The sequence below is a fragment of the Pseudomonas sp. NBB genome (assembly GCF_032701105.1).
Lineage (GTDB): Bacteria > Pseudomonadota > Gammaproteobacteria > Pseudomonadales > Pseudomonadaceae > Aquipseudomonas > Aquipseudomonas asiatica.
The window spans coordinates 1,905,360-1,931,963 of sequence record NZ_CP103994.1; the positions used below are offsets into that span (position 1 = coordinate 1,905,360).

Consider the following 26,604-nt stretch of genomic DNA (forward strand, 5'->3'; position numbering starts at 1 on the left):
CGAGCTAGAGCGAGAGATTTGATATGAGCCTGAATCCAAGAGACGTGGTGATTGTCGACTTCGGTCGCACGCCGATGGGCCGCTCCAAGGGTGGCATGCACCGCAATACCCGCGCCGAAGACATGTCGGCGCACCTGATCAGCAAGCTGTTGGAACGCAACGACAAGGTCGACCCGAAAGAAGTCGAGGACGTGATCTGGGGCTGCGTCAACCAGACCCTCGAGCAGGGCTGGAACATCGCCCGCATGGCCTCGCTGATGACCCAGATCCCGCACACCTCCGCGGCGCAGACCGTCAGCCGCCTGTGCGGCTCGTCGATGAGCGCGCTGCACACCGCCGCCCAGGCGATCATGACCGGCAACGGTGATGTATTCGTGGTCGGTGGCGTGGAACACATGGGCCACGTCAGCATGATGCATGGCGTCGACCCCAACCCGCACCTGTCCTTGCATGCCGCCAAGGCTTCCGGGATGATGGGCCTGACCGCGGAAATGCTCGGCAAGATGCACGGCATCACCCGTGAGCAGCAGGACCTGTTCGGCCTGCGTTCGCACCAGCTGGCCCACAAGGCCACGGTAGAAGGCAAGTTCAAGGATGAAATCATCCCGATGCAGGGCTACGACGAGAACGGCTTCCTGAAGGTGTTCGATTTCGACGAAACCATTCGCCCGGAAACCACCCTCGAAGGCCTGGCGTCGCTGAAGCCGGCGTTCAACCCGAAAGGCGGTACCGTCACTGCCGGTACCTCGTCGCAGATCACCGACGGTGCATCGTGCATGATCGTCATGTCCGGCCAGCGCGCCATGGACCTGGGTATCCAGCCATTGGCGGTCATCCGTTCCATGGCGGTAGCTGGTGTCGATCCGGCAATCATGGGCTACGGCCCGGTGCCGTCGACCCAGAAAGCCCTCAAGCGTGCTGGCCTGACCATGGCCGACATCGACTTCATCGAGCTCAACGAAGCCTTCGCTGCACAGGCCCTGCCAGTGCTGAAAGACTTGAAAGTACTCGACAAGATGGATGAGAAGGTTAACCTGCACGGCGGCGCCATTGCCTTGGGCCACCCGTTCGGTTGCTCCGGGGCACGGATTTCCGGCACCCTGCTCAACGTCATGAAGCAGAATGGCGGTACCCTGGGGGTGGCGACCATGTGTGTCGGCCTCGGCCAAGGTATCACCACTGTCTTCGAACGCGTCTGATCGCGTAGCGGGACAGCGACCGGGGCCTTGTGCCCCGGTTTTGTTTTTTACAGGTTTTATTCAAGAGGGTGGGCAACATGCAGATACAACCAGGCGTATACCGGCATTACAAAGGGCCTGAGTACCGTGTCTTCAGTGTTGCGCGGCACTCCGAGAGCGAAGAGTGGATGGTGTTCTACCAATGCCTGTATGGTGATTACAGCTTCTGGGTACGGCCACTTTCGATGTTCCAGGAGTCCGTCGAGGTTGACGGCGAGCAGGTGCCACGCTTTGCTTTGGTCAAGGCCGAAGAGGGGCTGCCCGGGTTGCTGGGCAAGTCGCACGAGTGATAGTCCGAACTTGACCTCACACTTTTGCCACTATATATAGCGGTGCCGCGTCTGGCACCTGACGCGTTTTTCATCTTCAGATTCAGGAATACTCCGATCCATGGGCAAATCGCTGGTCATTGTGGAATCCCCGGCCAAGGCCAAGACCATCAACAAGTACCTGGGCAACCAGTACGTGGTGAAGTCGAGTATCGGCCATATCCGAGACCTCCCCACCAGCGGTTCGGCCAGCGCCAGCAAAGAGCCAGCCGCCAAGCGTGGCAAGGCCGCGGGTGAGGCTCCGGCCCTGTCGCCGAAGGAAAAGGCCCGCCGCCAGCTGGTGGCACGCATGGGCGTCGACCCCGACCACGGCTGGAAGGCCAAGTACGAGATCCTGCCTGGCAAGGAAAAGGTGATCGAAGAGCTGCGCCGCCTGGCGAAGGATGCCGACACCATCTATCTCGCAACCGACTTGGACCGCGAAGGGGAAGCCATTGCCTGGCACCTGCGCGAGGCCATCGGCGGCGACGACACCCGCTACAAGCGCGTGGTGTTCAACGAAATCACCAAGAAGGCCATCCAGGAAGCCTTCTCGCAGCCGGGCGAGCTGGATATCGACCGGGTCAACGCGCAGCAGGCGCGGCGTTTCCTCGACCGCGTGGTCGGCTACATGGTTTCGCCGCTGCTGTGGGCCAAGATCGCACGTGGCCTGTCCGCCGGCCGTGTACAGTCGGTGGCGGTGAAGCTGGTGGTGGAGCGCGAGCGTGAAATCCGCGCGTTCATCCCGGAAGAGTACTGGGAAATCCACGCCGACCTCGGCACCGCCAAGAACGCCAAGGTGCGTTTCGAAGTGGCCCGCGAGAAGGGTGAGGCCTTCAAGCCGCTGAACGAAGCCCAGGCCATGGCCGCGCTGGAGAAGCTCAAGGCTTCCAGCTACAGCGTGGTCAAGCGCGAAGACCGCCCGACCAGCAGCAAGCCTTCGGCACCGTTCATTACCTCCACCTTGCAGCAGGCCGCCAGCAACCGCCTGGGCTTCGGTGTGAAGAAAACCATGATGATGGCCCAGCGCTTGTACGAAGCCGGCTACATCACCTACATGCGTACCGACTCGACCAACCTGTCGGCCGACGCCCTGGATATGGCGCGCAGCTACATCGAGCGCGAGTTCGGCAAGCAGTACCTGCCCGAGGCACCGCTGGTGTACGGCAGCAAGGAAGGCGCCCAGGAGGCGCACGAAGCGATTCGTCCTTCCGACGTAAACACCCACCCGAGCAAGCTCAGTGGCATGGAGCGTGACGCCGAGCGCCTGTATGAGCTGATCTGGCGCCAGTTCCTGGCCTGCCAGATGCCGCCGGCGCAATACCTGTCCACCAGCGTCACCGTGGCTGCAGGCGACTTCGAGTTGCGTGCCAAGGGCCGTATCCTCAAGTTCGACGGTTACACCCGTGTGCTGCCGCAACAGAGCAAGCCTGGCGAAGACGACGTGTTGCCGGAAATGGTCCAGGGCGAAGCGCTGAAGCTGATCCAGATCGACCCGAGCCAGCACTTCACCAAGCCACCGGCGCGCTTCACCGAAGCCAGCCTGGTCAAGGAAATGGAAAAGCGTGGCATCGGTCGCCCGTCGACCTATGCGGCGATCATTTCGACCATTCAGGACCGTGGCTATGTGACTCTGCACAACCGCCGCTTCTATTCCGAGAAGATGGGCGACATCGTCACCGAGCGCCTGTCCGAAAGCTTCTCCAACCTGATGGACTACGGCTTTACCGCCGACATGGAAGAGAACCTCGACGACGTGGCCCAGGGCGAGCGTGACTGGAAGAACGTGCTCGACGAGTTCTACGGCGATTTCAGCAAGAAGCTGCAGACTGCCGAGTCCAACGAAGACGGCATGCGTGCCAACCAGCCGACCATGACCAACATTCCGTGCAAGGAATGTGGCCGGCCGATGATGATCCGCACCGCTTCCACCGGCGTGTTCCTCGGTTGCTCGGGCTACAGCCTGCCGCCGAAAGAGCGCTGCAAGGCCACCGTCAACCTGGTGCCGGGCGACGAGATTGCCGCCGACGACGAGGGCGAATCGGAATCCCGCGTGTTGCTGGGCAAGCACCGCTGCCCGATCTGCGCCACGGCGATGGATGCCTACCTGCTGGACGAGAAGCACAAGCTGCACATCTGCGGTAACAACCCGGATTGCGCTGGCTACGAGATCGAGGAAGGCAACTACCGCATCAAGGGTTACGAAGGGCCGAGCCTGGAGTGCGACAAGTGTGGCAGCGAGATGCAGTTGAAGACTGGCCGCTTCGGCAAGTTCTTCGGTTGCACCAACCCGGCGTGCAAGAACACTCGCAAACTGCTCAAGAGCGGCGAGGCGGCGCCACCGAAGATGGACAAGGTGGACATGCCAGAGCTCAAGTGCGAGAAGGTCGACGATACCTACGTGCTGCGTGATGGCGCTTCGGGGCTGTTCCTGGCAGCCAGCCAGTTCCCCAAGAATCGCGAAACCCGTGCACCGCTGGTGCTGGAAATCGTTCCACACAAACACGAGATTGATCCGAAGTACCACTTCCTGTGCGATGCGCCGCAGAAAGACCCGGAAGGCCGCCCTGCAGTGATCCGCTACAGCCGCAAGACCAAGGAGCAGTACGTGCAGTCCGAGGTTGATGGCAAGCCGACCGGCTGGAAGGCGTTCTACGACGGCAATGCGTGGAAGGTTGAAGACAAGCGCTGATCTGTCAGTGCTGTAATTGGGGCCGCTTTGCGCCCCTTCGCGGGCTTGCCCGCTCCTACAGGTACAGCGCAGGCCTTGGGCTTGATGCAATTCCTGTGGGGGCAGGCAAGCCTGCGAAGGGGCGCAAAGCGGCCCCAATCATTTATGATGCAGCTATCCGCCTTGCAGCCTTAGGGAGGTCACTGAAATGGCCCAGGAACTCTACACCCGCACCAATCAGAAACTGTTCTTTGCCGGCCTCGCCCTGGAGTCCATGGCCAAGGCCGAACAAAGCCAGGCCATGAATGCACAAGGCCTGGTCCAGGCCGAACGCGAGTCGGCGCTGTTCCATCTCTACGGCGCATTGCTGGGCCTGTGTCATGAAATTGGTGGCTTCTACCGCCTGCCAGTTGTTGCAACGGTCGAGCAGGCACTGGCCGACGATGCCCTGAATGGCATCGCCATCCCGGAAGTGGCCGAGCTGTTGGAGCTGGCCCGCCAGCGCGAAACCTGGCTGGCACAAATGCTTGGTGCTTATGCCGATTTGTTCCGACCACCGGTCGCGAAAAAAACGCCGAAAACCGACGTTACCCAGCCATTGATCCAGGCGGTCAATCTCGATGAGCCCGAGCATCCGGCGCTGTCGCGTGCCGAACTGGAAAGCTGGCGCAGCGACCTCAAAGGCCTGGTGAGACGTTTCCGTGACGCGTTGAGTGAGTGCTGATAGCTGCTACGGCTGGTACAATGCTGGCCTTTCGCGGAGAACTGCCATTTATGTCTACGTCGTTTCTGGAAATTGTCGAGTTGCCTGATGGCCGCATCGAACTGCGTCGCGCCGAGGATGAGGGCTCTCTGGTAACCCTGGATTTCTCGGAAGACGCCAAGGCGTTCCTGCAGGGTCAGCATGTGGAAGTGGCCAAGGCCATGCTCAGCGTGGGCGTACAGATGGCCGGTCGCCTGATGGATGGCGAGCTTGAGCGTGATGAAGGGCCGCGTGTGCTGCACTGAGGTGCAGCAGGGCATCAGGTTTCATGCAGTGACAGGCAAAGCCTGAACATCAGCCGAGGCGGATGTTCAGGCTTTGTGCGTTTCCGGCACTGGCAGCGCGCAGCAATTGCTGGCGCGCAGTGGCGTTGACATTGCCCAGCCAGCTGACGACGGTGTGGCTGCGGCCCAGACGCAAGGCTTCGCAGGCCAGTTGAAGCGGGCTTTGATTGCCACGAGGTTGCAGCAGTAGGATGCGTTCACGGTTGAGCCCGGCATCGCGCAGCCAGGCCTGGGTCAGGCTCGACGGCGGGGCGATCAAGGTCAGCCAGCGGGTCTCGTCCTCTTCGCTCAGTTCGCGCAGTACGGGTGCCAGCAGGCTTTGGCAATGCCCGGGGGCTCCGCGCAGCGACAGTTCGCTGAACAGCTCGGGCTGGCTGCTCTTGCGCGCCACTTCGCTGGCTTTCAGGCCAGGCAGTACGGGCTGGGCGAGGAATGCTTCGAACAATGGCAACTGAGCTTGCTCGGGTACGTGAATGAACTGCTGCATGACGCCTCCTGGATCAGCGGCGAATGACGCCGACGCTCAAGCCCTCGATCACCAGCTCCTGTTCTTTCAGGTCGACTTCGATGGGGGCGAATTCGGGGTTTTCGGCAAGCAGCCACACCTTGCTGCCTTCGCGCTTGAAGCGCTTGACGGTGACTTCGTCGCCGATGCGGGCCACGACGATCTGGCCATTGCGGGCTTCGCGGCAGGTGTGTACCGCCAGCAGGTCGCCATCGAAGATGCCGACGTCCTTCATGCTCATGCCGTGTACGCGCAGCAGATAGTCGGCCTGGGGGTGGAAGAAGTCGGGGTTGATGTTGCAGGATTGCTCGATGTGCTGTTCGGCAAGGATCGGCGCACCGGCGGCAACCCGGCCGATGATCGGCAGGCCGCTTTCTTCGGCCTTGGCTTCCAGGCCGGGGATGCGAATACCACGGGAGGCGCCCGGGGTCATCTCGATCGCGCCCTTGCGGGCGAGGGCCTTGAGGTGTTCCTCGGCGGCGTTGGGCGACTTGAAGCCCAGCTCCTGAGCAATCTCGGCGCGCGTCGGCGGGAAGCCGTTGTCTTCCAGGCAACGCTTGATGAACGCGAGAATTTCGGCTTGGCGTGGCGTCAGTTTCAACATGGTGAGCGCTCTGTCTTTTTGTACAGTGACTGGAATTATATACAGTACTGGATGCGCTGCAAGCCAAAACCTGCAATAAACAGCAGCAATGGCGCTTGCAGCCGCCCTCCTGGCGCTTTTAAATGGCGACCGGCCGGTCACCGAGCCTTGACAGAAGCAGGGCTGAAACGTATGTTTCAAACACCTGTTTGTCTGGCGGAGTAGTCGGAGTAGTCATGGCCCAATCGGAAACCGTTGAACGCATTCTCGATGCTGCCGAGCAGCTGTTCGCGGAAAGGGGGTTCGCAGAAACCTCGTTGCGGCTGATTACCAGCAAGGCCGGGGTCAACCTGGCGGCGGTCAACTATCACTTCGGCTCCAAGAAGGCCCTGATCCAGGCAGTGTTTTCGCGCTTCCTCGGGCCGTTCTGCGCCAGCCTCGAACGTGAGCTGGAGCGGCGCCAGGCCAAGCCTGAGCACAAGCCGAGCCTCGAGGAGCTGCTGGAAATGCTGGTCGAGCAGGCTTTGGCCGTGCAGCCGCGCAGCAACAACGACCTGTCGATCTTCATGCGCCTGCTGGGCCTGGCCTTCAGCCAGAGCCAGGGCCACCTGCGGCGTTACCTGGAAGACATGTACGGCAAGGTGTTCCGCCGCTACATGCTACTGGTCAACGAGGCCGCGCCGCGCATTCCTCCGCTGGAGCTGTTCTGGCGCGTGCACTTCATGCTTGGTGCTGCCGCCTTCAGCATGTCTGGTATCAAGGCCCTGCGGGCGATTGCCGAAACCGATTTCGGCATCAATACCTCGATCGAGCAGGTAATGCGCCTGATGGTGCCGTTCCTGGCTGCGGGCATGCGTGCCGATAGCGGTGTAACCGACGACGCCATGGCCGCCGCGCAGCTGCGCCCGCGCACCAAGACCAGCGCAGGCGCCACCACCGCCAAGGCCTGAAGGCTGGGCGGGGCAGGGCGCTTCGGCTAAGCTAGCGCCCATGCCTGACCTCGACTTCCTGCACATTTCCCTCGCCGATCAGCGCCTTTATGGTTTTGCCGATGGCCAGCTGCGCGTACGCCTGCCGGTTTCAACGGCGCGCAACGGCGCCGGCGAGCGCAACGGCTCGGGTTGCACGCCGTGTGGCTTGCACCAGGTGCGAGCGAAGATCGGCGCGGGCTTGCCGCTGAATGCGGTATTGGCCGGGCGGCGCTGGACCGGCGAGGTGTGGTCGCCGGCCTTGCATGCGCAATACCCCGGCCGGGACTGGATCCTCACCCGCATCCTCTGGCTTAGTGGCTGCGAGCCGGGTGTCAACCGCCTGGGTGCGGTCGACACCTTCCGCCGTTATATCTACCTGCACGGCACCCCGGATACGGAACCCTTGGGCGTAGCGCTGTCCCATGGATGCATACGCCTGCGCAACATCGATTTGCTAAGCCTGTTCGAGCAGGTGCCGGCCCATTGCCCGGTGCGCATCGAGCAGGCCGCCTGCCCCCAGTGGGCTTCTCTCAGTCTTCAATGAAGGATTACCCATGACTGTCAGCCTGCAAGGCTCCCTGATGGTGGATATCGCCGGTAAATGGCTGACCGCCGAAGACCGTCACCTGCTACGCCAACCTGAAGTGGCTGGCCTGATCATTTTTGCCCGCAACATCGACAGCCCGCGCCAGGTGCGTGAACTGTGCGCGTCGATCCGTGCCATCCGGCCCGACCTGATCCTGGCGGTGGACCAGGAGGGCGGCCGGGTGCAGCGCCTGCGCCAGGGCTTTGTGCGCCTGCCGGCCATGCGGGCGATAGCGGACAATGACAACGCCGAGTACCTGGCCGAGCAGTGCGGTTGGTTGATGGCGACCGAGGTGCTGGCGGTTGGCCTGGACCTCAGCTTTGCCCCGGTACTCGACCTGGACCACCAGCGCAGCGCCGTGGTGGGCAGCCGCGCCTTCGAGGGTGACCCGCTGCGTGCCACGCAACTGGCCGGGGCGTTCATCCGTGGCATGAATGCGGCGGGTATGGCGGCTTGTGGCAAGCACTTCCCGGGGCATGGCTGGGCCGAAGCGGACTCGCATGTGGCCATCCCGACCGATGAGCGCAGCCTCGAACAGCTGCGCCAGGCCGACCTGGTGCCGTTCACCCGCCTGAGCGGGCAATTGGCGGCAGTGATGCCGGCGCATGTCATCTACCCGCAGGTTGACAACCAGCCGGCTGGCTTCTCGCGGCGCTGGTTGCAGGACATCCTGCGTGGCGAGCTGGGTTTCGACGGGGTGATCTTCAGTGACGATTTGTCGATGGCCGGCGCACATGTTGTCGGGGATGCGGCGAGCCGCATCGAAGCAGCACTGAGCGCCGGTTGTGATATGGGGCTGGTTTGCAATGATCGGGCGGCTGCGGAGCTGGCACTGAGTGCGGCACAACGCATGAAGGTAAAACCTTCGCCACGCATCGCAGGCATGCGCGGGCAAGGGTTTGCGCGGACTGACTATCGTCAGCAGCCTCGTTGGCAGCAGGCATTGTCCGCGTTGAAGGACGCTCAACTGGTCGACTGACGAGTCTCCACCCTGCTCGGTCCGAGACAGGATCCTGCGTTTTCGATGTGCGTATTGCGTGAGTACACCGGGAAATGTGCCCCGGTGTACCAGGCAGCACGCATTCCAGAGACTCGGGCAAAGCGGAGATTTCTCCGCTTCGCCCGTAATGGGTTTCTGATATTCGATTAGAGGATTTTGTAATGACAGTTTGTATGCAGGGGGCCTTGATGGTCGATATCGAAGGCACGGGGCTGACACCTGAGGATCGTCGGTTATTGCTCCAGCCTGAAGTAGCTGGTTTGATCATCTTTGCTCGTAATATTGCCCACCCGCGTCAGGTGCGGGAGCTGTGCGCTTCCGTACGTGCTTTGCGCCCTGACCTGATCATTGCGGTCGATCAGGAAGGTGGGCGGGTGCAACGCTTGCGTGAAGGGTTCGTCAGGTTGCCATCCATGCGGCAGATCGCCCAGAGCGATGATGCCGAGCGTTTGGCCGGGCATTGTGGCTGGTTGATGGCAACCGAGGTGCTGGCGATCGGGCTGGATTTGAGTTTTGCTCCAGTGCTCGATCTGGATCATGGGCGCAGTGCGGTCATTGGTGCGCGTGCCTTCGATGGTGATCCTCAGCGTGTTACTCAGCTGGGTGGGGCGTTCATCCGTGGCATGACTGCAGCGGGCATGGCAGCATGCGGCAAGCATTTTCCTGGGCATGGCTGGGCTGAGGCCGATTCGCATGTGGCCATTCCCGTAGATGATCGCAGCCTGGATGAACTGCGCAAGACGGACCTGGTGCCATTTACCCGATTGGCACGCCAGCTGTCGGCAGTGATGCCTGCACATGTGATCTATCCCCAGGTCGATAGTAAGCCCGCCGGTTTTTCGAGGCGCTGGCTTCAGGACATTCTCAGGGGGGAGCTTGGCTTCGATGGCGTGATTTTCAGTGATGATCTGTCCATGGCCGGTGCCCATGTGGTCGGAGATGTTGCTGGTCGCGTCGAGGCTGCTTTCGGTGCGGGATGTGACGTGGGCCTGGTATGTAATGACCGGGCTTCGGCAGAGCTCGCTCTGCTGGCTGCGCAGCGCTTGAAAGTCAAGCCATCGCCGCGCCTTGCTCGGATGCGAGGCTTCAGTTTTGCGCGCACTGACTATCGCCAGCAGCCGCGGTGGCTGGAGGCGTTGGGGGCGTTGCGAGAGGCGCAGTTGGTCGATTGACCGCGCCGGCCCCTTCGCGGGCATGCCCGCTTGTATGGTTAGACTTGAAGGGGTGGTGGGACTAAATGCCCGATTCTGACTGTTCACAGCAGTACAGACCGTGGGAGACATCGCCCCACCCCTTCCACCAAAGCGCCGATAAAGAATGCATCGTTTGCAAGCGACGATAGAAACAAGCCAGCGCCTCTTGGTGAAACCCCTTCAAGCCGAAAAACCATAACGTGAGGAGCGGCCCATGGCAATGCAGGTAGGTAAGTTGATCGTGGGTGCGGATGTCGCGAAAGCTGAGCTGGTTATCCACCACGATGATCGCGACGAGATCATCAGGCTCAAAAACTCCAAACTCGAGATCAGAAGGTGGCTCAAGCAACAACCCCTCAACACCGCTATCGCTGTTGAGGCGACCAACGTCTATCACTTGGACCTGGTTGAATTGGCCCACAGCCTAGGCTTCGAGGTCTATGTCATCGATGGTTTTCAATTGAGCAACTACCGGAAGAGTGTTGGGGGACGGGTTAAAACCGACCCCTCCGATGCTCGGTTGCTGTCCCGTTTTTTAAAAAATGAAGGCGAGGACCTTCGCCCTTGGAGCCCGCCTCCCGCTGTCTACGGCAAGCTTCAGAGCCTCTTGCGACGCAGAGCCGCCTTGGTGACTGCTCGTACTGCAATGACTCAGAGCTGGGCTAACGAAAGCCTTTTGAAAGCCGCCTTCGAAACTTTTGTGAAGTCGATAGATCGGCTGGATCAGTTGATTCAAAAGAAGATTAAAGAAGTACTGCGAGACGCTGGGCTGCAGGAACAAGTCGCTCGCTGCCAGGCAGTAGAGGGCATTGGTTTTCTCACCGCCGCAGCATTGGTGATGGCTTTTACAAGGGGCGAGTTCAAAAGCAGTGACTCGTACATTGCATTCCTAGGAATGGATTTACGAGTCAGTGATTCCGGACAGAAGAATGGGCGACGTCGCCTCACCAAGCGAGGTTGTTCAGAAATTCGTCGCTTATTGCACAACGCTGCGATGGCGGCCAGCAGATCGGCAGCCTGGAAAGGGCTTTACGAACAGCATCGGAGCAGTGGTAAAGCAACAACCCAAGCGTTGGTAATCCTGGCAAGAAAGCTCGCGCGGGTGGCATTCGCCCTGATGAAAAATCAGGACGAATACGTCACTAAAGGCGCGAAACTGGCTTGCTGAAAACCATAGAATCTCCCACAGGTACGGCACCGCCCTTGAGGGCACTGATCTCCCTGTGGGAGCGGGTTTACCCGCGAAGGGGCCGGTACAGGCAGCGAAGGATTCTGGGCTACCGCCCGCGCTTCCCGGGCAGCGGCGCAAACAGCGCTTCGATCTCTTCATCCCCCAGCCGCCATTGCCCGGCCTGCCCGCCATCCAGCAGGCTCGCCGCCAGCGCCGCCTTCTCCTGCTGCAACAGCTGGATCTTTTCTTCCACCGTTCCCCGGGTGATCAGCTTGAACACGAATACCGGCTTGTCCTGGCCAATGCGGTAGGCGCGGTCGGTAGCCTGGTTTTCGCTGGCCGGGTTCCACCAGGGGTCGAAGTGGATCACCGTGTCCGCGGCTGTCAGGTTCAAGCCCACGCCACCCGCCTTGAGGCTGATCAGGAACACTTCGCTGTCACCCTGCTGGAACTGCTGCACCGGCGTGCGCCGGTCGCGGGTGTCGCCGGTCAGCAGGCTGTAGCGAATCTTGCGCTTCTCCAGTTCCTGCTCGATCAACGCCAGCATCGAGGTGAACTGCGAGAACAGCAGCACCCGGCGCCCTTCGCTCAGCAACTCTTCGAGCATTTCCAGCAGCGCGCCCAGTTTGCCCTTGTCGGCCTGGTTGCCTTTGCTTTCCACCCCTTTGACCAGGCGCAGGTCGCAGCATACCTGGCGCAGCTTGAGCAGGGCGTCGAGGATGACGATCTGACTGCGCGCGGCGCCATTGCGGGCGATTTCATCGCGGACTTTCTTGTCCATGGCCACCCGCACGGCCTCGTAGGTGTCACGCTGGGCATCGCTAAGCTCGACCCAGTGCACCATCTCGGTCTTGGCCGGCAGCTCGGTCGCCACCTGCTCCTTGGTGCGGCGCAGCAGGAACGGGCGGATGCGGCTGGCCAGGTGGGCCATGCGCTCGCTGTCGCCGTGGCGCTCGATCGGTGTGCGGTAGTCCTGGTTGAAGCGCTTCAGGTCACCCAGCCAGCCAGGCATGAGGAAGTGGAAAATCGACCACAGCTCGCCCAGGTTGTTTTCCATTGGCGTGCCGGTCAGGCAGACGCGCTGATTGGCCCGCAGCTCGCAAACTGCGAGGGCGGCCTTGCTAGTGCTGCTCTTGATATTCTGCGCCTCGTCCAGCACCAGCACATGCCAGGCATGGGCGCGCAGGTGCTCGAGGTCGCGCGGCACCAGGGCATAGGTGGTCAGGACCAGGTCGTATTCGTGCAATTTGGCGAAATGCTTGCTGCGCCCCGGGCCTTGCAGGGCCAGCACGCGCAGCCCGGGGGCGAAGCGTTGGGCTTCGTCCAGCCAGTTGGGCACCAGGCTGGTCGGCATCACCGCCAGGGCTGGAGCGCTCAGGCGCCCGGACTGTTTTTCCAGCAGCAGGTGTGCCAGGGCCTGCAGTGTCTTGCCCAGCCCCATGTCGTCGCCGAGGATGCCGCCGGTGCCCATCTCGCGCAGCGCCTGTAGCCAGTTCAGGCCCTGTTGCTGGTAAGGGCGCAGGCTTGCCTGCAACCCGGTCGGCGGTTCTACCTGCAAGTCACGGGCATCGCGCAGGCGTCGGCCCAGGTCGCGTACATGCTCGCCACCTTCCCAGTGCAAAGGAAGGCTGTCGATTTCATTCAGGCGTGCGGCATCGGCACGGTCCAGGCGCAGGGAGGGGCCAGCGGCGTCTTCGTGCAGGTACAGTTCGCCCAGGGTGCCCATCACTGCCTTGATGCGGCCATAGGGCAAGGCAACGCGCAGGGCCGGGGCATCGAGGCGACCACGGTTGAGGTCGATCAGCAGGTGCTCGTCGTCACTGCGCCGGGCCAGTTCGCTAGGGCGCAGCAGTTCCGGGTTGCTGCGCAGCAGCTGCAGCACGATCGGCAGCAGGCTGTGGCGCTGGCCATCGACCACAATGCCCAGCTCCAGGTCGAACCATTCATGGCCGGGCGCTTCGTCGATGGTGGCGTACCAGTCATCCACCTCCTGCAGGTTGAAAGCGAAGTCACGGTGGATGTCGATGTCCCAACCTGCTTCGCGCAGGCGCGGCAGGCCTTCTCGGGCAAAGCGCAGCCAGGCTTCGTCATCGGGCAACTGGAGCATCTCGCCGGCACTGTCTGGCAGGGCCTTGCTCTGCCGGGTGGCGGCCTTGAAACCGAGGTCGCGCAGCACCTTGCGAAGCGCCTGTTCGGCCTGGGGCTGGCGGCGGATGCGCTGGCAGGTATCGCCGACCAGGCGGGTCAGCGGCTTGTCGTCGCTGCCGCTGGTTCGCAGGCCGTCGTAGTCGAATGCCAGCGCGGCACGGTGTTGCATCTGCCGTTGCATGCGGCCGGTCTTGGGCATGTAGGCGCTGAATTCGAGGCTGCCCAGGGTCAGGTACGGCCTGGGTTGCAGGTCGTCAATGAGTTGTTCGTCCAGCGTGGTCGGCGTAGGGAGTTGGTGGTTCAAGGCGTTGAGCTTGTGGCTGAGGGGCACGACAAGGTGTTCCGGAACGTCAGGAGCGATGGTCAGTTGCAGGGCAATGTGCGGATCGAGGCTGTGCTCGAGCTTGCCCACCACGCTGCCGGTGAAATCGAAATAGTAAAGTGGCAGCAGCGCAATCACGCAGTTCAGCGGCGTTTCACCGTGGTACCAGATGCCCCGATAGTGACCATTGTCCAGCCGCACCCAGCGAAACTCGGCCGCAAGCGTAGGGCCCTCGCGCAGCAGGGGCTTGTTTTCGTCAAAGAGCATGCGGCCGGTATCCAGCGCGCGCTGGAACAGTTCGCCGCCTTCCCGGCCTTTGAGCTGGTAGCCGCGGTCCTGGCTGCCGGCCTGATTGAGCGCCGAAAGCAGGCGCAAGATGCGGATATCGTCTTCCTTGACGAAGCGCGGGGGTTCGTAAAGGAAATCGTAGAGTGACTGCACACGGCTATAGCGAACGCCCTGGTCTTCGCGAGTGCCTTTGCGTACCCGCAGCGCGCAGCCGGGCTCATCGGTCAGCCTGAGTTGGTAGCAAACCATGCGCCCACGTTTGTCTTGGGTTTCGGCAGGCTCCTGCGCAGGCTGTTCGAGACCTTTCAGCCAGCGCTGCAGATCGGCCGGTAATGCGTCACCATGACTTTTTATCGTTGCCTGTTGTTCGCTAAGGACGAACAGCGCGGCGGCGCAATGCTTGCAGTTATGCCCCACGGGGCAGCTGCACTGGCCGCGTACATGGCAGCGGCCAGCCAGGGCGGTGAGGGTTATCTTCTGCCGATAAGGGCTGCCCTCGCTGCCACGACAGCTGGCTTCGACGAGCGCGCCGATGCAGCTTTCGATCTCTACCCGGTCTTCCCGGGCGTAACGCTCGCCGCGTTGCAGGACCGGGCCGGTGAACGACTGGGTCCAGTTCGGGTACTCGCGCAGCAACTGGAGAGCGTCACGGCTCATTGCATCACTGCTCCATCATCTCCGGGTCCATTACCGGCATTTTAGGCGTACCTGGTGGTGTCACCTTCAGCAGCACCGCCAGGTGCCCGCCATCGAGGAAGGTCAGCTGGCCGCCCTTGACGTTGCTGTTGCTCTGCTTGAACTGCTCGCTTTGCAGCACGCTGCCGTTACCGTCCAGCTGGTTGACCCAGAAATTGGCCTCGACCGCGATGAAACGGCCCTCGGCGATGCTCAGGTTGCCTTCGATGGGGAAGTGCCCAAACTGCTCGACGCCTTCACCCAAGGCGATGCGGCTGGGCTCGCTGCCCACTTGCTGCTGCCAGGCCTTGTGCAGCAGCACGGTGTAGTCGGCGGTGGCTTCCAGGCGGGTGGCTTCGTCTTCCAGCGCCAGACGGCGCTCGGCGTCCTTTTCCAGGCGCGGAGCGCCGGCGCTCCAGTCTTCCGGGGCGAACGGGCTGGTAAAGGCGGGCACGCTGTTCTGCCGCACCAGGATCATTTCTACCTGATACAGGCCTTCGGCGAAGGCGGCCGGGGCGAACAGCGCCAGCAGCAGGGTCAGGCAACGGATGGCACGCATGGGTCTTCCTTAGGCAGGCTGTGGGGTCAGGCGCTCGAACAGCGCCTCCAGGGTATTGAAACGTTCGTCGGGGCGTTCCATGGGCACCAGGAAACGGAACTGGGTGGCGCCTTCGAACTTGTAGCGTTTGGGCTGGCCCTGAATCAGCTTGATCAGGGTCAGCGGGTCGACCGGGGTCTCGGCCTCGAACTCGATCTTGCCGCCGTTGGGGCCGGCGTCGACTTTCTTGATGCCGAGCTTTTCCGCGTGCAGCTTGAGCGAGGTCAGGCGCATCAGGTTCTTGGTCGGCTCGGGCAGCAGGCCGAAGCGGTCGATCATTTCCACCTGCATGTCCTTGAGGCCTTCTTCATCGGCAGCCGAGGCAATGCGCTTGTACAGGATCAGCCGTGCATGCACGTCGGGCAGGTAGTCCTCGGGGATCAGTGCCGGCAGGCGCAGGTTGATTTCCGGTCCGCCGCCCAGCGGCTGCTCAAGGTTGGGCTGGGTGCCCTTGCGGATCGCCTTGACCGCGCGTTCGAGCATTTCCATGTACAAGGTAAAGCCCACCGCCTGGATCTGCCCGCTCTGGCCTTCGCCCAGCAACTCACCGGCGCCGCGAATCTCCAGGTCGTTGGTGGCCAGCACGAAGCCGGCACCGAGGTCCTGGGTGTTGGCGATCGCCTCCAGGCGTTTTTCGGCGTCGGCGCTGACCTTCTGCCGGGTTGGCGTCAGCAAGTAGGCGTAGGCCTGGTGGTGGCTTCGGCCAACACGGCCGCGCAACTGGTGCAGCTGGGCCAGGCCGAACTTGTCGGCACGCTCGATGACGATCGTGTTGGCGCTGGGCACGTCGATGCCGGTTTCGATGATGGTCGAGGCCACCAGCACGTTGAAGCGCTTGTGGTAGAAATCGCTCATCACCTGTTCCAGCTCGCGCTCGCGCATCTGCCCGTGGCCGATGCCGATGCGCGCCTCTGGCACCAGTTCGGCAAGGTCGGCGGCGCATTTCTCGATGGTTTTCACATCGTTGTGCAGGTAGTACACCTGGCCACCGCGCAGCAGCTCGCGCAGCAGCGCCTCCTTGACCGTGCTCTTGTTCTGCTCCATGACGAAGGTGCGTACCGACAGGCGGCGCGCCGGTGGCGTGGCGATGATCGACAGGTCGCGCATGCCCGCCACCGCCATGTTCAGGGTACGCGGGATCGGCGTGGCGGTGAGGGTGAGGATGTCCACTTCGCTGCGCAGGGCCTTGAGCTGTTCCTTCTGGCGCACGCCAAAGCGGTGCTCTTCGTCGATGATGGCCAGGCCAAGGTCCTTGAAGCGTACATCGTCCTGCAGCAGCTTGTGGGTGCCGATAAGGATGTCGATCTTGCCTTCGGCCAGCTCGGCGGCGGCGTTGGCCACTTCCTTGGCCGACTTGAAGCGGCTCATCACCTCCACGGTCACCGGCCAGTCGGCAAAGCGGTCGCGGAAGCTGTTGTAGTGCTGCTGGGCGAGCAGGGTGGTGGGTACCAGCACGGCCACCTGGCGGCCGCTGTGTACGGCGATGAACGCTGCGCGCATGGCGACTTCGGTCTTGCCGAAGCCGACGTCGCCGCACACCAGGCGGTCCATCGGCTTGGGCGCCAGCATGTCGGCACGCACGGCTTCGATGGCAGCCTGTTGATCCGGGGTTTCCTCGAACGGGAAGCCGGCGCTGAAGGTGGCGTAGTCGGCGGACGGGTCGGCAAATGCATAGCCTTTGCGCGCGGCGCGGCGGGCATAGATATCGAGCAGTTCGGCGGCGACGTCGCGCACTTGTTCGGCGGCCTTGCGCTTGGCCTTCTGCCAGGCCTCCGAGCCCAGCCGGTGCAGCGGTGCCAGGGCATCGTCGCTGCCAGTGTAGCGGGCGATCAGGTGCAGGTTGGCCACCGGCACGTACAGCTTGGCACCCTCGGCATACTCCAGGGTGAGGAATTCGGCGGCCTGGCCGTCGATTTCCAGGGTGGCCAGGCCCAGGTAACGGCCCACACCATGGTCGATGTGCACCACCGGCGCGCCTTCGCGCAGCTCGGTCAGGTTCTTGATCACCGCGTCGTTGGCGGTTTCGCCGCGCTTGTCGCGGCGCCGGCGCTGCATGACCCGCTGGCCGAACAGCGGGCTTTCGGCGATCAGGGCCAGGCCTGGGTCGTCCAGCAGCAGGCCTTCGTCCAGTGGGGCGATGGTGATTGCCAGGCGTTCGCTGCCGGTGATGAAGTCGGCCCAGCCGTCGACGGTATGCGGGCGCAGTTTCAGCCGCTCGAGCAGCTCCAGCAGCACTTCGCGGCGGCCCGCCGATTCGGCGGTGAACAACACCCGGCCGGGGAACTGGTCGAGGAAGTTGGCCAGTTCGGCCAGGGGCTGGTTGGCCTTGGCTTCGATTGCCAGGTTGGGCAGGGCGCGTGCCGGGAAGCGCTCGCGACCCACGCCCGGGTCGAGGTCTTCGGTGCTGACCACTACCCGTGGCCATTGCTTGAGCCGGGCAAAGCAGTCTTCCACCGGCAGGAACAGCTCGGCCGGCGGCAGCAGCGGCCGGCTCAGGTCGCCACGGCGGTCTTCATAACGCCCGCGCACGTCGTTCCAGAAGTGTTCGGCGGCCTGTTCCACGCCGGGCAGCGAGAACACCTGGGTGTCGGCCGGCAGGTAGTCGAACAGGGTCGAGGTTTCTTCGAAGAACAGCGGCAGGTAGTACTCGATGCCGGCGGGGATGATGCCGCTGGCCAGGTCCTGGAAGATCGCGCTGCGGCGGAAGTCGACATCGAAGCGCTCGCGGAAGCGCGCCTTGAAGCGGGTCACTTCCTCTTTCTGCATCGGGAACTCGCGCGCCGGCAGCAGGCGCACCGAATCCACCTTGTCGATCGAGCGCTGGGTCTCGGGGTCGAAGGTGCGCAGCGTCTCGATCTCGTCATCGAACAGGTCGATACGGTAGGGCAGCTTGCTGCCCATCGGGAACAGGTCGATCAACGCGCCGCGCACGGCGAACTCGCCATGCTCGTAGACGGTGTCGACGCAGCGATAGCCACTGGCCTCCAGGCGCAGGCGCATTTGCTCCACGTCGATGGTCTGGCCCACGTCCAGCACCAGGCTGCTGCCCAGCAGGAAGCGGGTCGGCGCCAGGCGGTGCAGGGCGGTGGTGACCGGCACCACGAGGATGCCGTGGCTCAGCTCGGGCAGGCGGTAGAGGCTGGCGATGCGCTGGGAAATGATGTCCTGGTGCGGCGAGAACAGGTCGTAGGGCAGGGTTTCCCAATCAGGGAACGGCAGCACCGGCAGGTCCGGGGCAAAGAAGCGAAGTTCCTGTTCCAGACGATCGGCAGCCTGGCTGTCGGAAGTCAGCAGCAAAGTGAAGCGGCCCGCGCTGCTGGCGGCCTCGGCGATGGCCAGGCTGAGGGCGGCACCGGGTAGATTGCCCCAGGTTTGTTTGCCGGCCGTGGCCGACATTTGCGGTAGGCGCAGAACTGACACGGGAGATTGCACTCCAAGCGTTGCGGCAAAGAGATCGATTGTACCGGTGACGGTGCCGGCTGTCAGGTTCGAAAGGGCATGAACGCTGGCTTGCGTGGCCGCGACAGGCACTCATTGCCCGCAACGCGTTGGGGCGTCATAATGTAGCCCCTTTTTTCTGTCCCTACATGTGGAAGGTTCCCGTGACTCAGAAGCCCGACCAGTGTCTTGGTGAGTGGATCGATCGTGAAGCCCTGGCTGAAGCGATGATCCCGCTTATCGGTCAGCTCTACCGCAACAACAACGTGGTGAGCTCGATTTATGGCCGTAGCCTGATCAACCGTTCGGTTATCTCGATCCTCAAGGCGCACCGCTTTGCGCGTCATCGTCAAGCCGACGAAACCGAACTGTCCGTCCACGAGACATTCCCCCTGCTCAAGGCCATGAGCGAGCTGAAACTGGGCGCCGCTTCGGTCGACCTGGGCAAGCTGGCCAACAAGTTCAAGCAGGAAGGCAATGGCCGCACTGCCGAGCAGTTCGTCCGTGAAGAACTGGCAGAAGTGGTTGGCCAGCAGAACGCTTCGGCGCGCAAAGGCACCGACGTTGTCCTGTACGGCTTCGGCCGCATCGGCCGCCTGCTGGCGCGCATCCTGATCGAGAAGACCGGTGGCGGCGACGGCCTGCGCCTGCGCGCCATCGTCGTGCGCAAGGGCGCCGAGAACGACCTGGTCAAGCGTGCCAGCCTGCTGCGCCGTGACTCGGTGCACGGCCCGTTCGATGGCACCATCACCATCGACGAAGCCAACAACACCATCACCGCCAACGGCAACCTGATCCAGGTTATCTACGCCAAGAGCCCGAGCGAAGTCGACTACACCCAGTACGGCATCGAAAACGCGCTGATCGTCGACAACACCGGCGTATGGCGTGATGCCGACGGCCTGGGCCAGCACCTGGCCTGCCCGGGCGCTGCCCGCGTGATCCTCACCGCACCTGGCAAGGGCGCGCTGAAGAACATCGTGCACGGCATCAACCACGGTGACATCGCTGCCGATGACAAGATCATCTCGGCCGCTTCCTGCACCACCAACGCCATCGTGCCGGTGCTCAAGGCCATCAACGACCAGTACGGCATCGTCAACGGCCACGTCGAAACCGTTCACTCGTTCACCAACGACCAGAACCTGATCGACAACTTCCACAAGGGCAGCCGCCGCGGCCGCGCCGCGCCGCTGAACATGGTCATCACCGAAACCGGCGCCGCCACTGCTGCCGCCAAGGCACTGCCAGTGCTGAAGGGCAAGCTGACCGGCAACGCCATTCGCGTACCGACGCCGAACGTTTCGATGGCCATCCTCAACCTGAACCTCGAGAAGGCCACCAGCCGCGACGAGATCAACGAGTACCTGCGCCAGACCGCCATGCACTCGGAACTGCACAAGCAGATCGATTACGTCAGCTCGCAGGAAGTGGTTTCGACCGACTTCGTCGGTTCGCGCCACGCCGGTGTGGTTGACGCCGAAGCGACCATCTGCAATGACAACCGCGTTGTTCTGTATGTCTGGTACGACAACGAATTCGGTTACAGCTGCCAGGTGGTTCGTGTGATGGAAGAGATGGCCGGTGTGAACCCGCCAGCGTTTCCGCACTGATACGCTTGTAAGGCAATGAAAAAACGGGAACCTTCGGGTTCCCTTTTTTTTATCCAGAATTTGTGTTGCCTGTGCCGGCTTCTTCGCGGGTAAACCCGCTCCCACAGGGCCGCGTCGTCCGTGAGGGCAGTGGTATACCTGTGGGAGCGGGTTTACCCGCGAAGAAGCCGGCACAGGCAACCGAGAGTCCGAACCTTGCGCACAGCCTTGCTGTTCATCCTCATGCTGCTCACCGCCTGCAACCAGGGCCCCACCCTGGAGCGCCTGGGCGGCCCGACCATGGGCAGCAGCTACAGCATCCAGTACGTGCGCGAACCCGGCGGCCCGGCGCCGGTTCAGGTGCAGGCGGCAGTTGAAACCATCCTGCACGACATCGATCAGCACTACTCGACCTACCGCGGCGACTCCACCATCAGCCGTTTCAACCAGTTGCCCGCCAACCAGTGCCTGGTGCTGCCGGCCGACATGCTCGAACTGGTCAGCCTTGGTCAGCACCTGGCCGAGCAGAGCGGCGGCGCCTTCGACCTTACCGTCGAACCCTTGCTCGACCTGTGGGGCTTCGGCCCCCAGGCCCGTCACGAACAGGTGCCCGACCCGCTGGCCCTGGCCCAGGTGCGCCAGCGCGTGGGCTACCGGCACTTGAACATCGACGGCCAGGCCCTGTGCAAGGACGCCCCGGTGCAGCTCGACTTCAACAGCATCGCCGCCGGCCATGCCGTCGACCTGATCGCCGCGCGCCTGCAGGCCATGGGCGTGGCCAACTTTGTCGCCGAAGCCACCGGCGAGCTCAAGGCCGCCGGCCGCAAACCGGATGGCAGCCCCTGGCGCATCGCCCTGGAGCTACCCCGCGAAGATCGCCAGATAGCCCGCCAGATCATCCCGGTCAATGGCCTTTCGGTATCGACCTCGGGTGACTATCGGCACTATTTCGAGGAGAATGGCCGGCGCTATTCGCACACCTTCGATGCCCGCCTCGGGCGCCCGGTGCAGCACGACCTGGCCGCGGTCACCGTGCTCGATGCCTCGGCGCTGCAGGCCGACGGCTATTCGACGCTGCTGTTGATCCTGGGCCCGGAACGTGGCTGGGATTTTGCCGTGGCGCATGGCCTTGCCGCGGTATTGGTGACTCGGGCCGAGGGTGGCTTCGTCTCCCGAGCTACGCCCGCATTCGAACGGGCAGTGAAAGGCGAGTGAAAGCACAAGCAGGGATGATCGCCGCCAGGGAATGGTTCACATATGTAGTGCGGGCAAAATTGGCCTACGACGCGACCAAGGGTTAATGTGCGCGGCGTTCACGCTTGATTAGACTGCACCCGAATTTTCTCATGACGCCCCGGCGGCATGATCGCGCCCCGCGAGCGACCGTGGCTTGCGGGCCAGTTCTGAAGGAGTACGCATGGCTGTCTACAACTACGACGTAGTGGTGCTGGGTTCCGGCCCGGCCGGGGAAGGTGCGGCAATGAACGCCGCCAAAGCAGGGCGCAAGGTGGCGATGGTCGATAGCCGTCGCCAGGTCGGGGGCAACTGCACCCACCTGGGCACCATCCCGTCCAAGGCACTGCGTCACTCGGTGCGGCAGATCATGCAGTTCAACACCAACCCGATGTTCCGTGCCATCGGTGAGCCGCGCTGGTTCTCGTTCCCCGACGTGCTGAAAAGCGCCGAAAAGGTCATCGCCAAGCAGGTAGCGTCGCGCACCGGCTACTACGCACGTAACCGCGTGGATGTGTTCTTCGGCACCGGCAGCTTCGCCGACGAGCAGACCGTCGAAGTGGTCTGCCCGAACGGTGTGGTGGAAAAGCTCAACGCCAAGCACATCATCATCGCCACCGGCTCGCGCCCGTACCGCCCGGCCGATATCGACTTCCACCACCCGCGCGTCTACGACAGCGACACCATCCTCAGCCTCAGCCACACCCCACGCAAATTGATCGTGTACGGAGCCGGCGTGATCGGTTGCGAATACGCCTCGATCTTCAGCGGCCTGGGTGTATTGGTAGAGCTGGTAGACAACCGTGGCCAGTTGCTGAGCTTCCTCGACTCGGAAATTTCCCAGGCGCTGAGCTACCACTTCAGCAACAACAACATCACCGTGCGCCACAACGAAGAGTATGAGCGCGTCGAAGGCCTGGACAACGGGGTGATCCTGCACCTGAAGTCGGGCAAGAAGATCAAGGCCGACGCCTTGCTGTGGTGCAACGGCCGTACCGGCAACACTGACAAGCTGGGCCTGGAAAACATCGGCATCAAGGTCAACAGCCGCGGCCAGATCGAGGTCGACGAGGCCTACCGCACCAGCGTGCCGAACATCTACGGTGCCGGCGACGTGATCGGCTGGCCAAGCCTGGCCAGTGCTGCCCATGACCAGGGCCGTTCGGCAGCTGGCAGCATCGTGGACAATGGCAGCTGGCGCTTCGTCAATGATGTGCCGACCGGTATCTATACCATTCCGGAGATCAGCTCGATCGGCAAGAACGAGCAGGAACTGACCCAGGCCAAGGTGCCGTACGAAGTGGGCAAAGCCTTCTTCAAGAGCATGGCTCGTGCACAGATCGCCGGCGAGCCGCAAGGCATGCTGAAGATCCTGTTCCACCGCGAAACACTGGAGGTGCTGGGCGTACACTGCTTCGGCTACCAGGCTTCGGAAATCGTCCATATCGGCCAGGCCGTGATGAACCAGCCGGGCGAGCTGAACAACCTGAAGTATTTCGTCAACACCACGTTCAACTACCCGACCATGGCCGAAGCCTATCGGGTAGCTGCCTACGATGGCCTGAACCGGCTTTTTTGAGCGGCTCCGACCGGTGGCCTGAGCCGGTCGGAGAGACCGATTTCAACCCTGCCCGAGGGTGGTCCTGGCCAAACCGGGAAAGTCTGTAATCAGGCTGTCCACACCGAAGTCAGCGAGCCGGCGCATCAGTGCCGGTTCGTTGACCGTCCACACCGACACGTGCAAACCCTGGGCCTGGGCTTTCAGCAGGCGCTCGGGGGTGCACAGCGTCCAGTTCAATGCCAGCAGGTTGCAGCCGTAGTTCTGTGCCACCTTCAATGGGTCGAGCCAGGCGTATTCGGCTACCAGCCCGCGTTTGACGTCCGGCACCAGCTCCAGGGCGGCACCCAGCACTTCGCGTGAGCTGGAGGTAATGGTCACCTTGTCCAGCAGGCCGTACTGCTGGGCCAGTTCGCGGATCGCCAGCACGGTGGTCGCGGCGCGGGTACGCGAGGCGCTTTTCACTTCCAGCTGCCAATGCTCGAACGGGCACTTCTGGAACAGTTCTTCCAGCCTCGGAATCGGGCAGGGCTGGACATGGCCCGGGCCGCCTTTGCGGGCATCTATCTTGACCAGGTCTGCGGCCGGGTGCTCGACCACCTTGCCGCGTTTGCCGGTGGTGCGCTTGAGGGTCGGGTCGTGGATCACCATCAGCTCGTTGTCGGCCGACAGGTGCAAGTCCAGCTCGCAGCGGGTCACGCCATGGGCGAGGCATTGCTGGAAGCTCTTCAGGGTATTCTCGGGCGCTTCGCCCTTGGCGCCGCGGTGGCCGTAGATCAGGGTCACGTTCGTTCCTTCAAATCAGAGAAAAATGGGCTCAGGAGGCGGGGTCGTTCTGTTCCAGCTGCTGGCGCCGTTGCTGCTGCTGGCGTTGCAGGATGTAGCGGGCCAGCAATTGCCGTTGGGCGTCGGTCATGTCGGTGAATTCGGTGCCGACCTCGAAGCCGCCCTCCGGGCGCGGGTCGCAATGGGTGACCTTGCCGCGCAGCAGCAGGCCGTGGGCGCGCGGCATCAGCACCATCTTCACCTTCACCCGGGTGCCGGGGGCAACCGCTGTGGCTTGTGCGAACTCGATGCCGCCTTCGGAAATGACAACCGGCTGGGGCTGGCCAACTTCGCCGAGCAGGGTCTGGGCAACTACTGCGCTAAGCAGGTCGAGGCGTTTGTTCTGCGCGCGCAGGAAAGCGGCGAGGGTGCGGTCCTTCTCGCTCAGCTGGCGCAGCAGGTGCTGCGACTCGAAGTCGGACAGGTGCAGCTCGCTGAGCAGGTTGAACAGAGGCGAATCATCTTGCAACACATCTGGGTCAAGGGCTTCGGCCGCGCTGAGGGGGCTGATTTGAAGTGCGATCCGATCTTCGATGCGGTAGTATTCGCGGCGATCTTCTTCGTCTAATGTCGTCATGGCGAACCCAAGGTAGCGGCGGTGGTCCGAGTGTAAAGCCGCCGTAGGCGCCTCGCCACAAGGACGTTCCCTTTCATCCGAACAAGCCCCGACATGTTCAGACCTCTTTTCGCATTCATCGGCACGCGTTATACCCGTGCCAAACGTCGCAATCACTTCGTCTCGTTCATTTCCCTGACCTCGATGATCGGCCTCGCCCTGGGCGTGGTGGTGATGATCGTGGTGCTCTCGGTCATGAACGGTTTCGACCACGAGATGCGTACCCGCGTGTTGGGCATGATCCCCCATGCCACGCTGGAGAGCGGCCAGCCCATTGCCGACTGGCCGGCCCTTGCCCAACAAGTAAAGCAGAATCCGCAGGTGGTGGCGGTTGCGCCCTTCACCCAGATGCAGGGCCTGCTGACCCACGAAGGCAAGGTGCAGAAGGTGCTGCTCAACGGCATCGACCCGGCCCGCGAGCGCGAAGTGTCGATCATCGACAAGTTCGTCCTGCAAGGCCGCCTGGACCGGCTGGCGCCGGGCGAGTGGGGCATCATGATCGGCGACAAGGCCGCGGCCAAGCTGGGCGTGGGCATCGGCGACAAGCTCACCTTCGTCGCCCCCGAGGTCAGCGTGACCCCGGCCGGCATGTTCCCGCGCATGAAGCGCTTCACCGTGGTCGGTACCTTCCACGTGGGCGCGGGCGAAATCGACGGCTACCTGGGCCTGACCAACATCAGCGACCTGTCCCGGCTGCACCGCTGGAAGCCTGACCAGGTCCAGGGCCTGCGCCTGAAGTTCGACGACCTGTTCCAGGCGCCGCGGGTGGCCTGGGACATCGCCCAGCGCCTGGGTGACCAGGAGTTCTACAGCCGTGACTGGACCCGTACCCACGGCAACCTGTACCAGGCAATCCGCATGGAAAAGGCCATGATCGGCCTGCTGTTGCTGCTGATCGTGGCGGTGGCGGCGTTCAACATCATTTCCACCCTGGTGATGGTGGTCAACGACAAGCGTGGCGACATCGCCATCCTGCGTACCCTGGGCGCCACGCCCGGGCAGATCATGCTCATCTTCATGGTCCAGGGCACGGTGATCGGGGTGATCGGTACCCTGATCGGCGCCGTGGTCGGGATCGTCGCCGCGCTGAACGTGAGCGCGGTGATCGCCGGCATCGAGAAACTGATCGGGCACAAGTTCCTCAACGCCGACGTGTATTTCATCGATTATCTGCCGTCGCAGATCCAGGCCCAGGACGTGTACATGGTCTGTGGCGCGGCACTGGTCCTGAGTTTCTTCGCCACCCTGTACCCGGCCTGGCGTGCGGCCCGCACCCAGCCTGCAGAGGCGCTACGTTATGAGTGAGTCGCGCATGAGTGATAAAGCCGTTCTGAGTTGCCGCAACCTGGGCAAGTCCTACGACGAGGGCCCGGAGTCGGTGCAGGTGCTGTCCGGGCTCAACCTCGAGCTGCACGCCGGTGAGCGGGTAGCCATCGTGGGTAGCTCCGGCTCGGGCAAGAGTACCTTGCTCAACCTGCTGGGCGGCCTCGACCGGCCGACCCAGGGCAGCGTCTGGCTGGCCGGCGAGGAGCTGTCGGCACTGGGCGAGCGTGCCCGTGGCCTGTTGCGCAACCGCGAGCTGGGCTTTGTCTACCAGTTCCACCACTTGCTGCCGGAATTCACGGCCATCGAAAACGTGTGCATGCCGTTGCTGATCGGCCGCACGCCCATCCCCGAGGCCCGTGAGCGTGCCGAGGCGCTGCTCAAGCGTGTTGGCCTGGCCCACCGCTTCAACCACAAGCCGGCCGAGTTGTCCGGTGGTGAGCGCCAGCGGGTGGCGATTGCCCGGGCACTGGTCAACCGCCCCGGCCTGGTAATGCTCGACGAGCCGACCGGCAACCTCGACCACCACACCGCCCAGGGCATCCAGGAGTTGATGCAGGAGCTGTCCAGTGCGTCGCGCACGGCGTTCCTGGTGGTCACCCACGACCTCAACCTGGCACGCCAGATGGACCGTGTATTGAAGCTCGACGACGGCCACCTGGTGGCGATCTGATCGACTGCACGGGGTGGCCGGTGCCGCCCCGTTTTCCTGTTT

22 protein-coding genes are annotated in these 26,604 nt (G+C 62.9%); 15 read left to right on the top strand and 7 right to left on the bottom strand.

The features are described from left to right. The first annotated feature begins 23 nt into the window (after positions 1-23). From fadA to NY023_RS08895, 5 genes are all read left to right on the top strand, one after another. Positions 24-1,199: an acetyl-CoA C-acyltransferase FadA gene (gene fadA, locus NY023_RS08875; protein ID WP_013971712.1), complete on the top strand. Its 1,176-nt coding sequence runs from the start codon at positions 24-26 to the stop codon at positions 1,197-1,199. 77 nt (positions 1,200-1,276) lie between these two features. Further along, positions 1,277-1,528 (top strand): DUF1653 domain-containing protein, encoded by a 252-nt coding sequence (locus NY023_RS08880; RefSeq protein WP_023661154.1) that lies wholly within the window; start codon positions 1,277-1,279, stop codon positions 1,526-1,528. Between the two features lie 100 nt (positions 1,529-1,628). Next, a complete protein-coding gene (gene topA, locus NY023_RS08885) occupies positions 1,629-4,238 on the top strand; it encodes a type I DNA topoisomerase (protein WP_013971714.1) in 2,610 nt (869 codons plus the stop codon). A gap of 187 nt (positions 4,239-4,425) precedes the next feature. Continuing rightward, positions 4,426-4,941, top strand: a complete 516-nt coding sequence (locus NY023_RS08890) for a DUF6586 family protein (protein ID WP_013971715.1) — start codon at positions 4,426-4,428, stop codon at positions 4,939-4,941. Positions 4,942-4,991: 50 nt separating this feature from the next. After that, complete coding sequence (locus NY023_RS08895) at positions 4,992-5,225, top strand: hypothetical protein (protein ID WP_004376430.1); 234 nt, start codon at positions 4,992-4,994, stop codon at positions 5,223-5,225. Positions 5,226-5,274: 49 nt separating this feature from the next. On the opposite strand, the gene sulA is transcribed toward NY023_RS08895, so the two are convergent. Further along, positions 5,275-5,751 carry an SOS-induced cell division inhibitor SulA gene (gene sulA, locus NY023_RS08900; RefSeq protein ID WP_013971717.1) on the bottom strand — a complete coding sequence of 159 codons (477 nt, stop codon included), beginning with the start codon at positions 5,749-5,751 and terminating at the stop codon, positions 5,275-5,277. Between the two features lie 13 nt (positions 5,752-5,764). Continuing rightward, positions 5,765-6,373 (bottom strand): transcriptional repressor LexA, encoded by a 609-nt coding sequence (lexA, locus tag NY023_RS08905; RefSeq protein ID WP_004376420.1) that lies wholly within the window; start codon positions 6,371-6,373, stop codon positions 5,765-5,767. 215 nt (positions 6,374-6,588) lie between these two features. On the opposite strand from lexA, the gene NY023_RS08910 reads away from it, so the two are divergent. The 5 genes from NY023_RS08910 (at position 6,589) to NY023_RS08930 (ending at position 11,270) form a co-directional block, all read left to right on the top strand. Further along, positions 6,589-7,302, top strand: a complete 714-nt coding sequence (locus NY023_RS08910; RefSeq protein ID WP_013971718.1) for a TetR/AcrR family transcriptional regulator — start codon at positions 6,589-6,591, stop codon at positions 7,300-7,302. 40 nt (positions 7,303-7,342) lie between these two features. Beyond that, positions 7,343-7,867 carry a L,D-transpeptidase gene (locus tag NY023_RS08915; protein WP_013971719.1) on the top strand — a complete coding sequence of 175 codons (525 nt, stop codon included), beginning with the start codon at positions 7,343-7,345 and terminating at the stop codon, positions 7,865-7,867. Between the two features lie 22 nt (positions 7,868-7,889). After that, positions 7,890-8,888 carry a beta-N-acetylhexosaminidase gene (nagZ, locus tag NY023_RS08920; RefSeq protein ID WP_169774649.1) on the top strand — a complete coding sequence of 333 codons (999 nt, stop codon included), beginning with the start codon at positions 7,890-7,892 and terminating at the stop codon, positions 8,886-8,888. Positions 8,889-9,082: 194 nt separating this feature from the next. Then, positions 9,083-10,081 carry a beta-N-acetylhexosaminidase gene (nagZ, locus tag NY023_RS08925; RefSeq protein WP_013971721.1) on the top strand — a complete coding sequence of 333 codons (999 nt, stop codon included), beginning with the start codon at positions 9,083-9,085 and terminating at the stop codon, positions 10,079-10,081. Positions 10,082-10,316: 235 nt separating this feature from the next. Continuing rightward, a complete protein-coding gene (locus NY023_RS08930; protein ID WP_013970314.1) occupies positions 10,317-11,270 on the top strand; it encodes an IS110 family transposase in 954 nt (317 codons plus the stop codon). A gap of 109 nt (positions 11,271-11,379) precedes the next feature. On the opposite strand, the gene NY023_RS08935 is transcribed toward NY023_RS08930, so the two are convergent. The 3 genes from NY023_RS08935 to mfd are packed head-to-tail and all read right to left on the bottom strand — an operon-like array spanning position 11,380 to position 18,724. Next, on the bottom strand, positions 11,380-14,688 hold the full coding sequence (locus NY023_RS08935; RefSeq protein ID WP_013971722.1) for a DEAD/DEAH box helicase: 3,309 nt from the start codon (positions 14,686-14,688) through the stop codon (positions 11,380-11,382). A gap of 4 nt (positions 14,689-14,692) precedes the next feature. Further along, entirely contained in the window at positions 14,693-15,265 is a 573-nt protein-coding gene (locus NY023_RS08940; protein WP_013971723.1) for a CsiV family protein, read from the bottom strand. Positions 15,266-15,274: 9 nt separating this feature from the next. Beyond that, a complete protein-coding gene (mfd, locus tag NY023_RS08945; RefSeq protein ID WP_316927893.1) occupies positions 15,275-18,724 on the bottom strand; it encodes a transcription-repair coupling factor in 3,450 nt (1,149 codons plus the stop codon). A 167-nt stretch (positions 18,725-18,891) separates the two neighbouring features. Here mfd and NY023_RS08950 point away from each other — a divergent pair, with 167 nt between their 5' ends. The 3 genes from NY023_RS08950 (at position 18,892) to sthA (ending at position 23,146) form a co-directional block, all read left to right on the top strand. Next, a complete protein-coding gene (locus tag NY023_RS08950) occupies positions 18,892-20,355 on the top strand; it encodes a glyceraldehyde-3-phosphate dehydrogenase (protein ID WP_031324543.1) in 1,464 nt (487 codons plus the stop codon). Between the two features lie 195 nt (positions 20,356-20,550). Continuing rightward, complete coding sequence (locus tag NY023_RS08955) at positions 20,551-21,549, top strand: FAD:protein FMN transferase (RefSeq protein ID WP_044046931.1); 999 nt, start codon at positions 20,551-20,553, stop codon at positions 21,547-21,549. A gap of 202 nt (positions 21,550-21,751) precedes the next feature. Continuing rightward, entirely contained in the window at positions 21,752-23,146 is a 1,395-nt protein-coding gene (gene sthA / locus NY023_RS08960; protein WP_013971726.1) for a Si-specific NAD(P)(+) transhydrogenase, read from the top strand. A 42-nt stretch (positions 23,147-23,188) separates the two neighbouring features. Here sthA and NY023_RS08965 read toward each other — a convergent pair whose 3' ends face one another. Next, entirely contained in the window at positions 23,189-23,911 is a 723-nt protein-coding gene (locus tag NY023_RS08965; RefSeq protein WP_013971727.1) for a glycerophosphodiester phosphodiesterase, read from the bottom strand. A gap of 31 nt (positions 23,912-23,942) precedes the next feature. After that, on the bottom strand, positions 23,943-24,527 hold the full coding sequence (locus NY023_RS08970; RefSeq protein ID WP_013971728.1) for a PilZ domain-containing protein: 585 nt from the start codon (positions 24,525-24,527) through the stop codon (positions 23,943-23,945). A gap of 93 nt (positions 24,528-24,620) precedes the next feature. On the opposite strand from NY023_RS08970, the gene NY023_RS08975 reads away from it, so the two are divergent. Both NY023_RS08975 and lolD read left to right on the top strand, forming a co-directional pair. Then, positions 24,621-25,871 carry a lipoprotein-releasing ABC transporter permease subunit gene (locus NY023_RS08975; RefSeq protein ID WP_044046932.1) on the top strand — a complete coding sequence of 417 codons (1,251 nt, stop codon included), beginning with the start codon at positions 24,621-24,623 and terminating at the stop codon, positions 25,869-25,871. Between the two features lie 7 nt (positions 25,872-25,878). Further along, positions 25,879-26,562, top strand: a complete 684-nt coding sequence (gene lolD / locus NY023_RS08980) for a lipoprotein-releasing ABC transporter ATP-binding protein LolD (protein ID WP_169774647.1) — start codon at positions 25,879-25,881, stop codon at positions 26,560-26,562. Positions 26,563-26,604 lie beyond the last annotated feature (42 nt).

What these genes read in the sequence shown, in the direction of transcription:
- NY023_RS08935 (WP_013971722.1), bottom strand. Translation starts at nt 14,688, where the DNA reads ATGAGCCGTGACGCTCTCCAGTTGCTGCGCGAGTACCCGAACTGGACC.
- lolD (WP_169774647.1), top strand. Translation starts at nt 25,879, where the DNA reads ATGAGTGATAAAGCCGTTCTGAGTTGCCGCAACCTGGGCAAGTCCTAC.
- lexA (WP_004376420.1), bottom strand. Translation starts at nt 6,373, where the DNA reads ATGTTGAAACTGACGCCACGCCAAGCCGAAATTCTCGCGTTCATCAAG.
- sthA (WP_013971726.1), top strand. Translation starts at nt 21,752, where the DNA reads ATGGCTGTCTACAACTACGACGTAGTGGTGCTGGGTTCCGGCCCGGCC.
- sulA (WP_013971717.1), bottom strand. Translation starts at nt 5,751, where the DNA reads ATGCAGCAGTTCATTCACGTACCCGAGCAAGCTCAGTTGCCATTGTTC.
- NY023_RS08895 (WP_004376430.1), top strand. Translation starts at nt 4,992, where the DNA reads ATGTCTACGTCGTTTCTGGAAATTGTCGAGTTGCCTGATGGCCGCATC.
- NY023_RS08950 (WP_031324543.1), top strand. Translation starts at nt 18,892, where the DNA reads ATGTGGAAGGTTCCCGTGACTCAGAAGCCCGACCAGTGTCTTGGTGAG.
- NY023_RS08940 (WP_013971723.1), bottom strand. Translation starts at nt 15,265, where the DNA reads ATGCGTGCCATCCGTTGCCTGACCCTGCTGCTGGCGCTGTTCGCCCCG.
- NY023_RS08975 (WP_044046932.1), top strand. Translation starts at nt 24,621, where the DNA reads ATGTTCAGACCTCTTTTCGCATTCATCGGCACGCGTTATACCCGTGCC.
- NY023_RS08930 (WP_013970314.1), top strand. Translation starts at nt 10,317, where the DNA reads ATGGCAATGCAGGTAGGTAAGTTGATCGTGGGTGCGGATGTCGCGAAA.
- nagZ (WP_013971721.1), top strand. Translation starts at nt 9,083, where the DNA reads ATGCAGGGGGCCTTGATGGTCGATATCGAAGGCACGGGGCTGACACCT.
- NY023_RS08890 (WP_013971715.1), top strand. Translation starts at nt 4,426, where the DNA reads ATGGCCCAGGAACTCTACACCCGCACCAATCAGAAACTGTTCTTTGCC.
- fadA (WP_013971712.1), top strand. Translation starts at nt 24, where the DNA reads ATGAGCCTGAATCCAAGAGACGTGGTGATTGTCGACTTCGGTCGCACG.
- NY023_RS08970 (WP_013971728.1), bottom strand. Translation starts at nt 24,527, where the DNA reads ATGACGACATTAGACGAAGAAGATCGCCGCGAATACTACCGCATCGAA.
- NY023_RS08880 (WP_023661154.1), top strand. Translation starts at nt 1,277, where the DNA reads ATGCAGATACAACCAGGCGTATACCGGCATTACAAAGGGCCTGAGTAC.
- NY023_RS08910 (WP_013971718.1), top strand. Translation starts at nt 6,589, where the DNA reads ATGGCCCAATCGGAAACCGTTGAACGCATTCTCGATGCTGCCGAGCAG.
- topA (WP_013971714.1), top strand. Translation starts at nt 1,629, where the DNA reads ATGGGCAAATCGCTGGTCATTGTGGAATCCCCGGCCAAGGCCAAGACC.
- NY023_RS08915 (WP_013971719.1), top strand. Translation starts at nt 7,343, where the DNA reads ATGCCTGACCTCGACTTCCTGCACATTTCCCTCGCCGATCAGCGCCTT.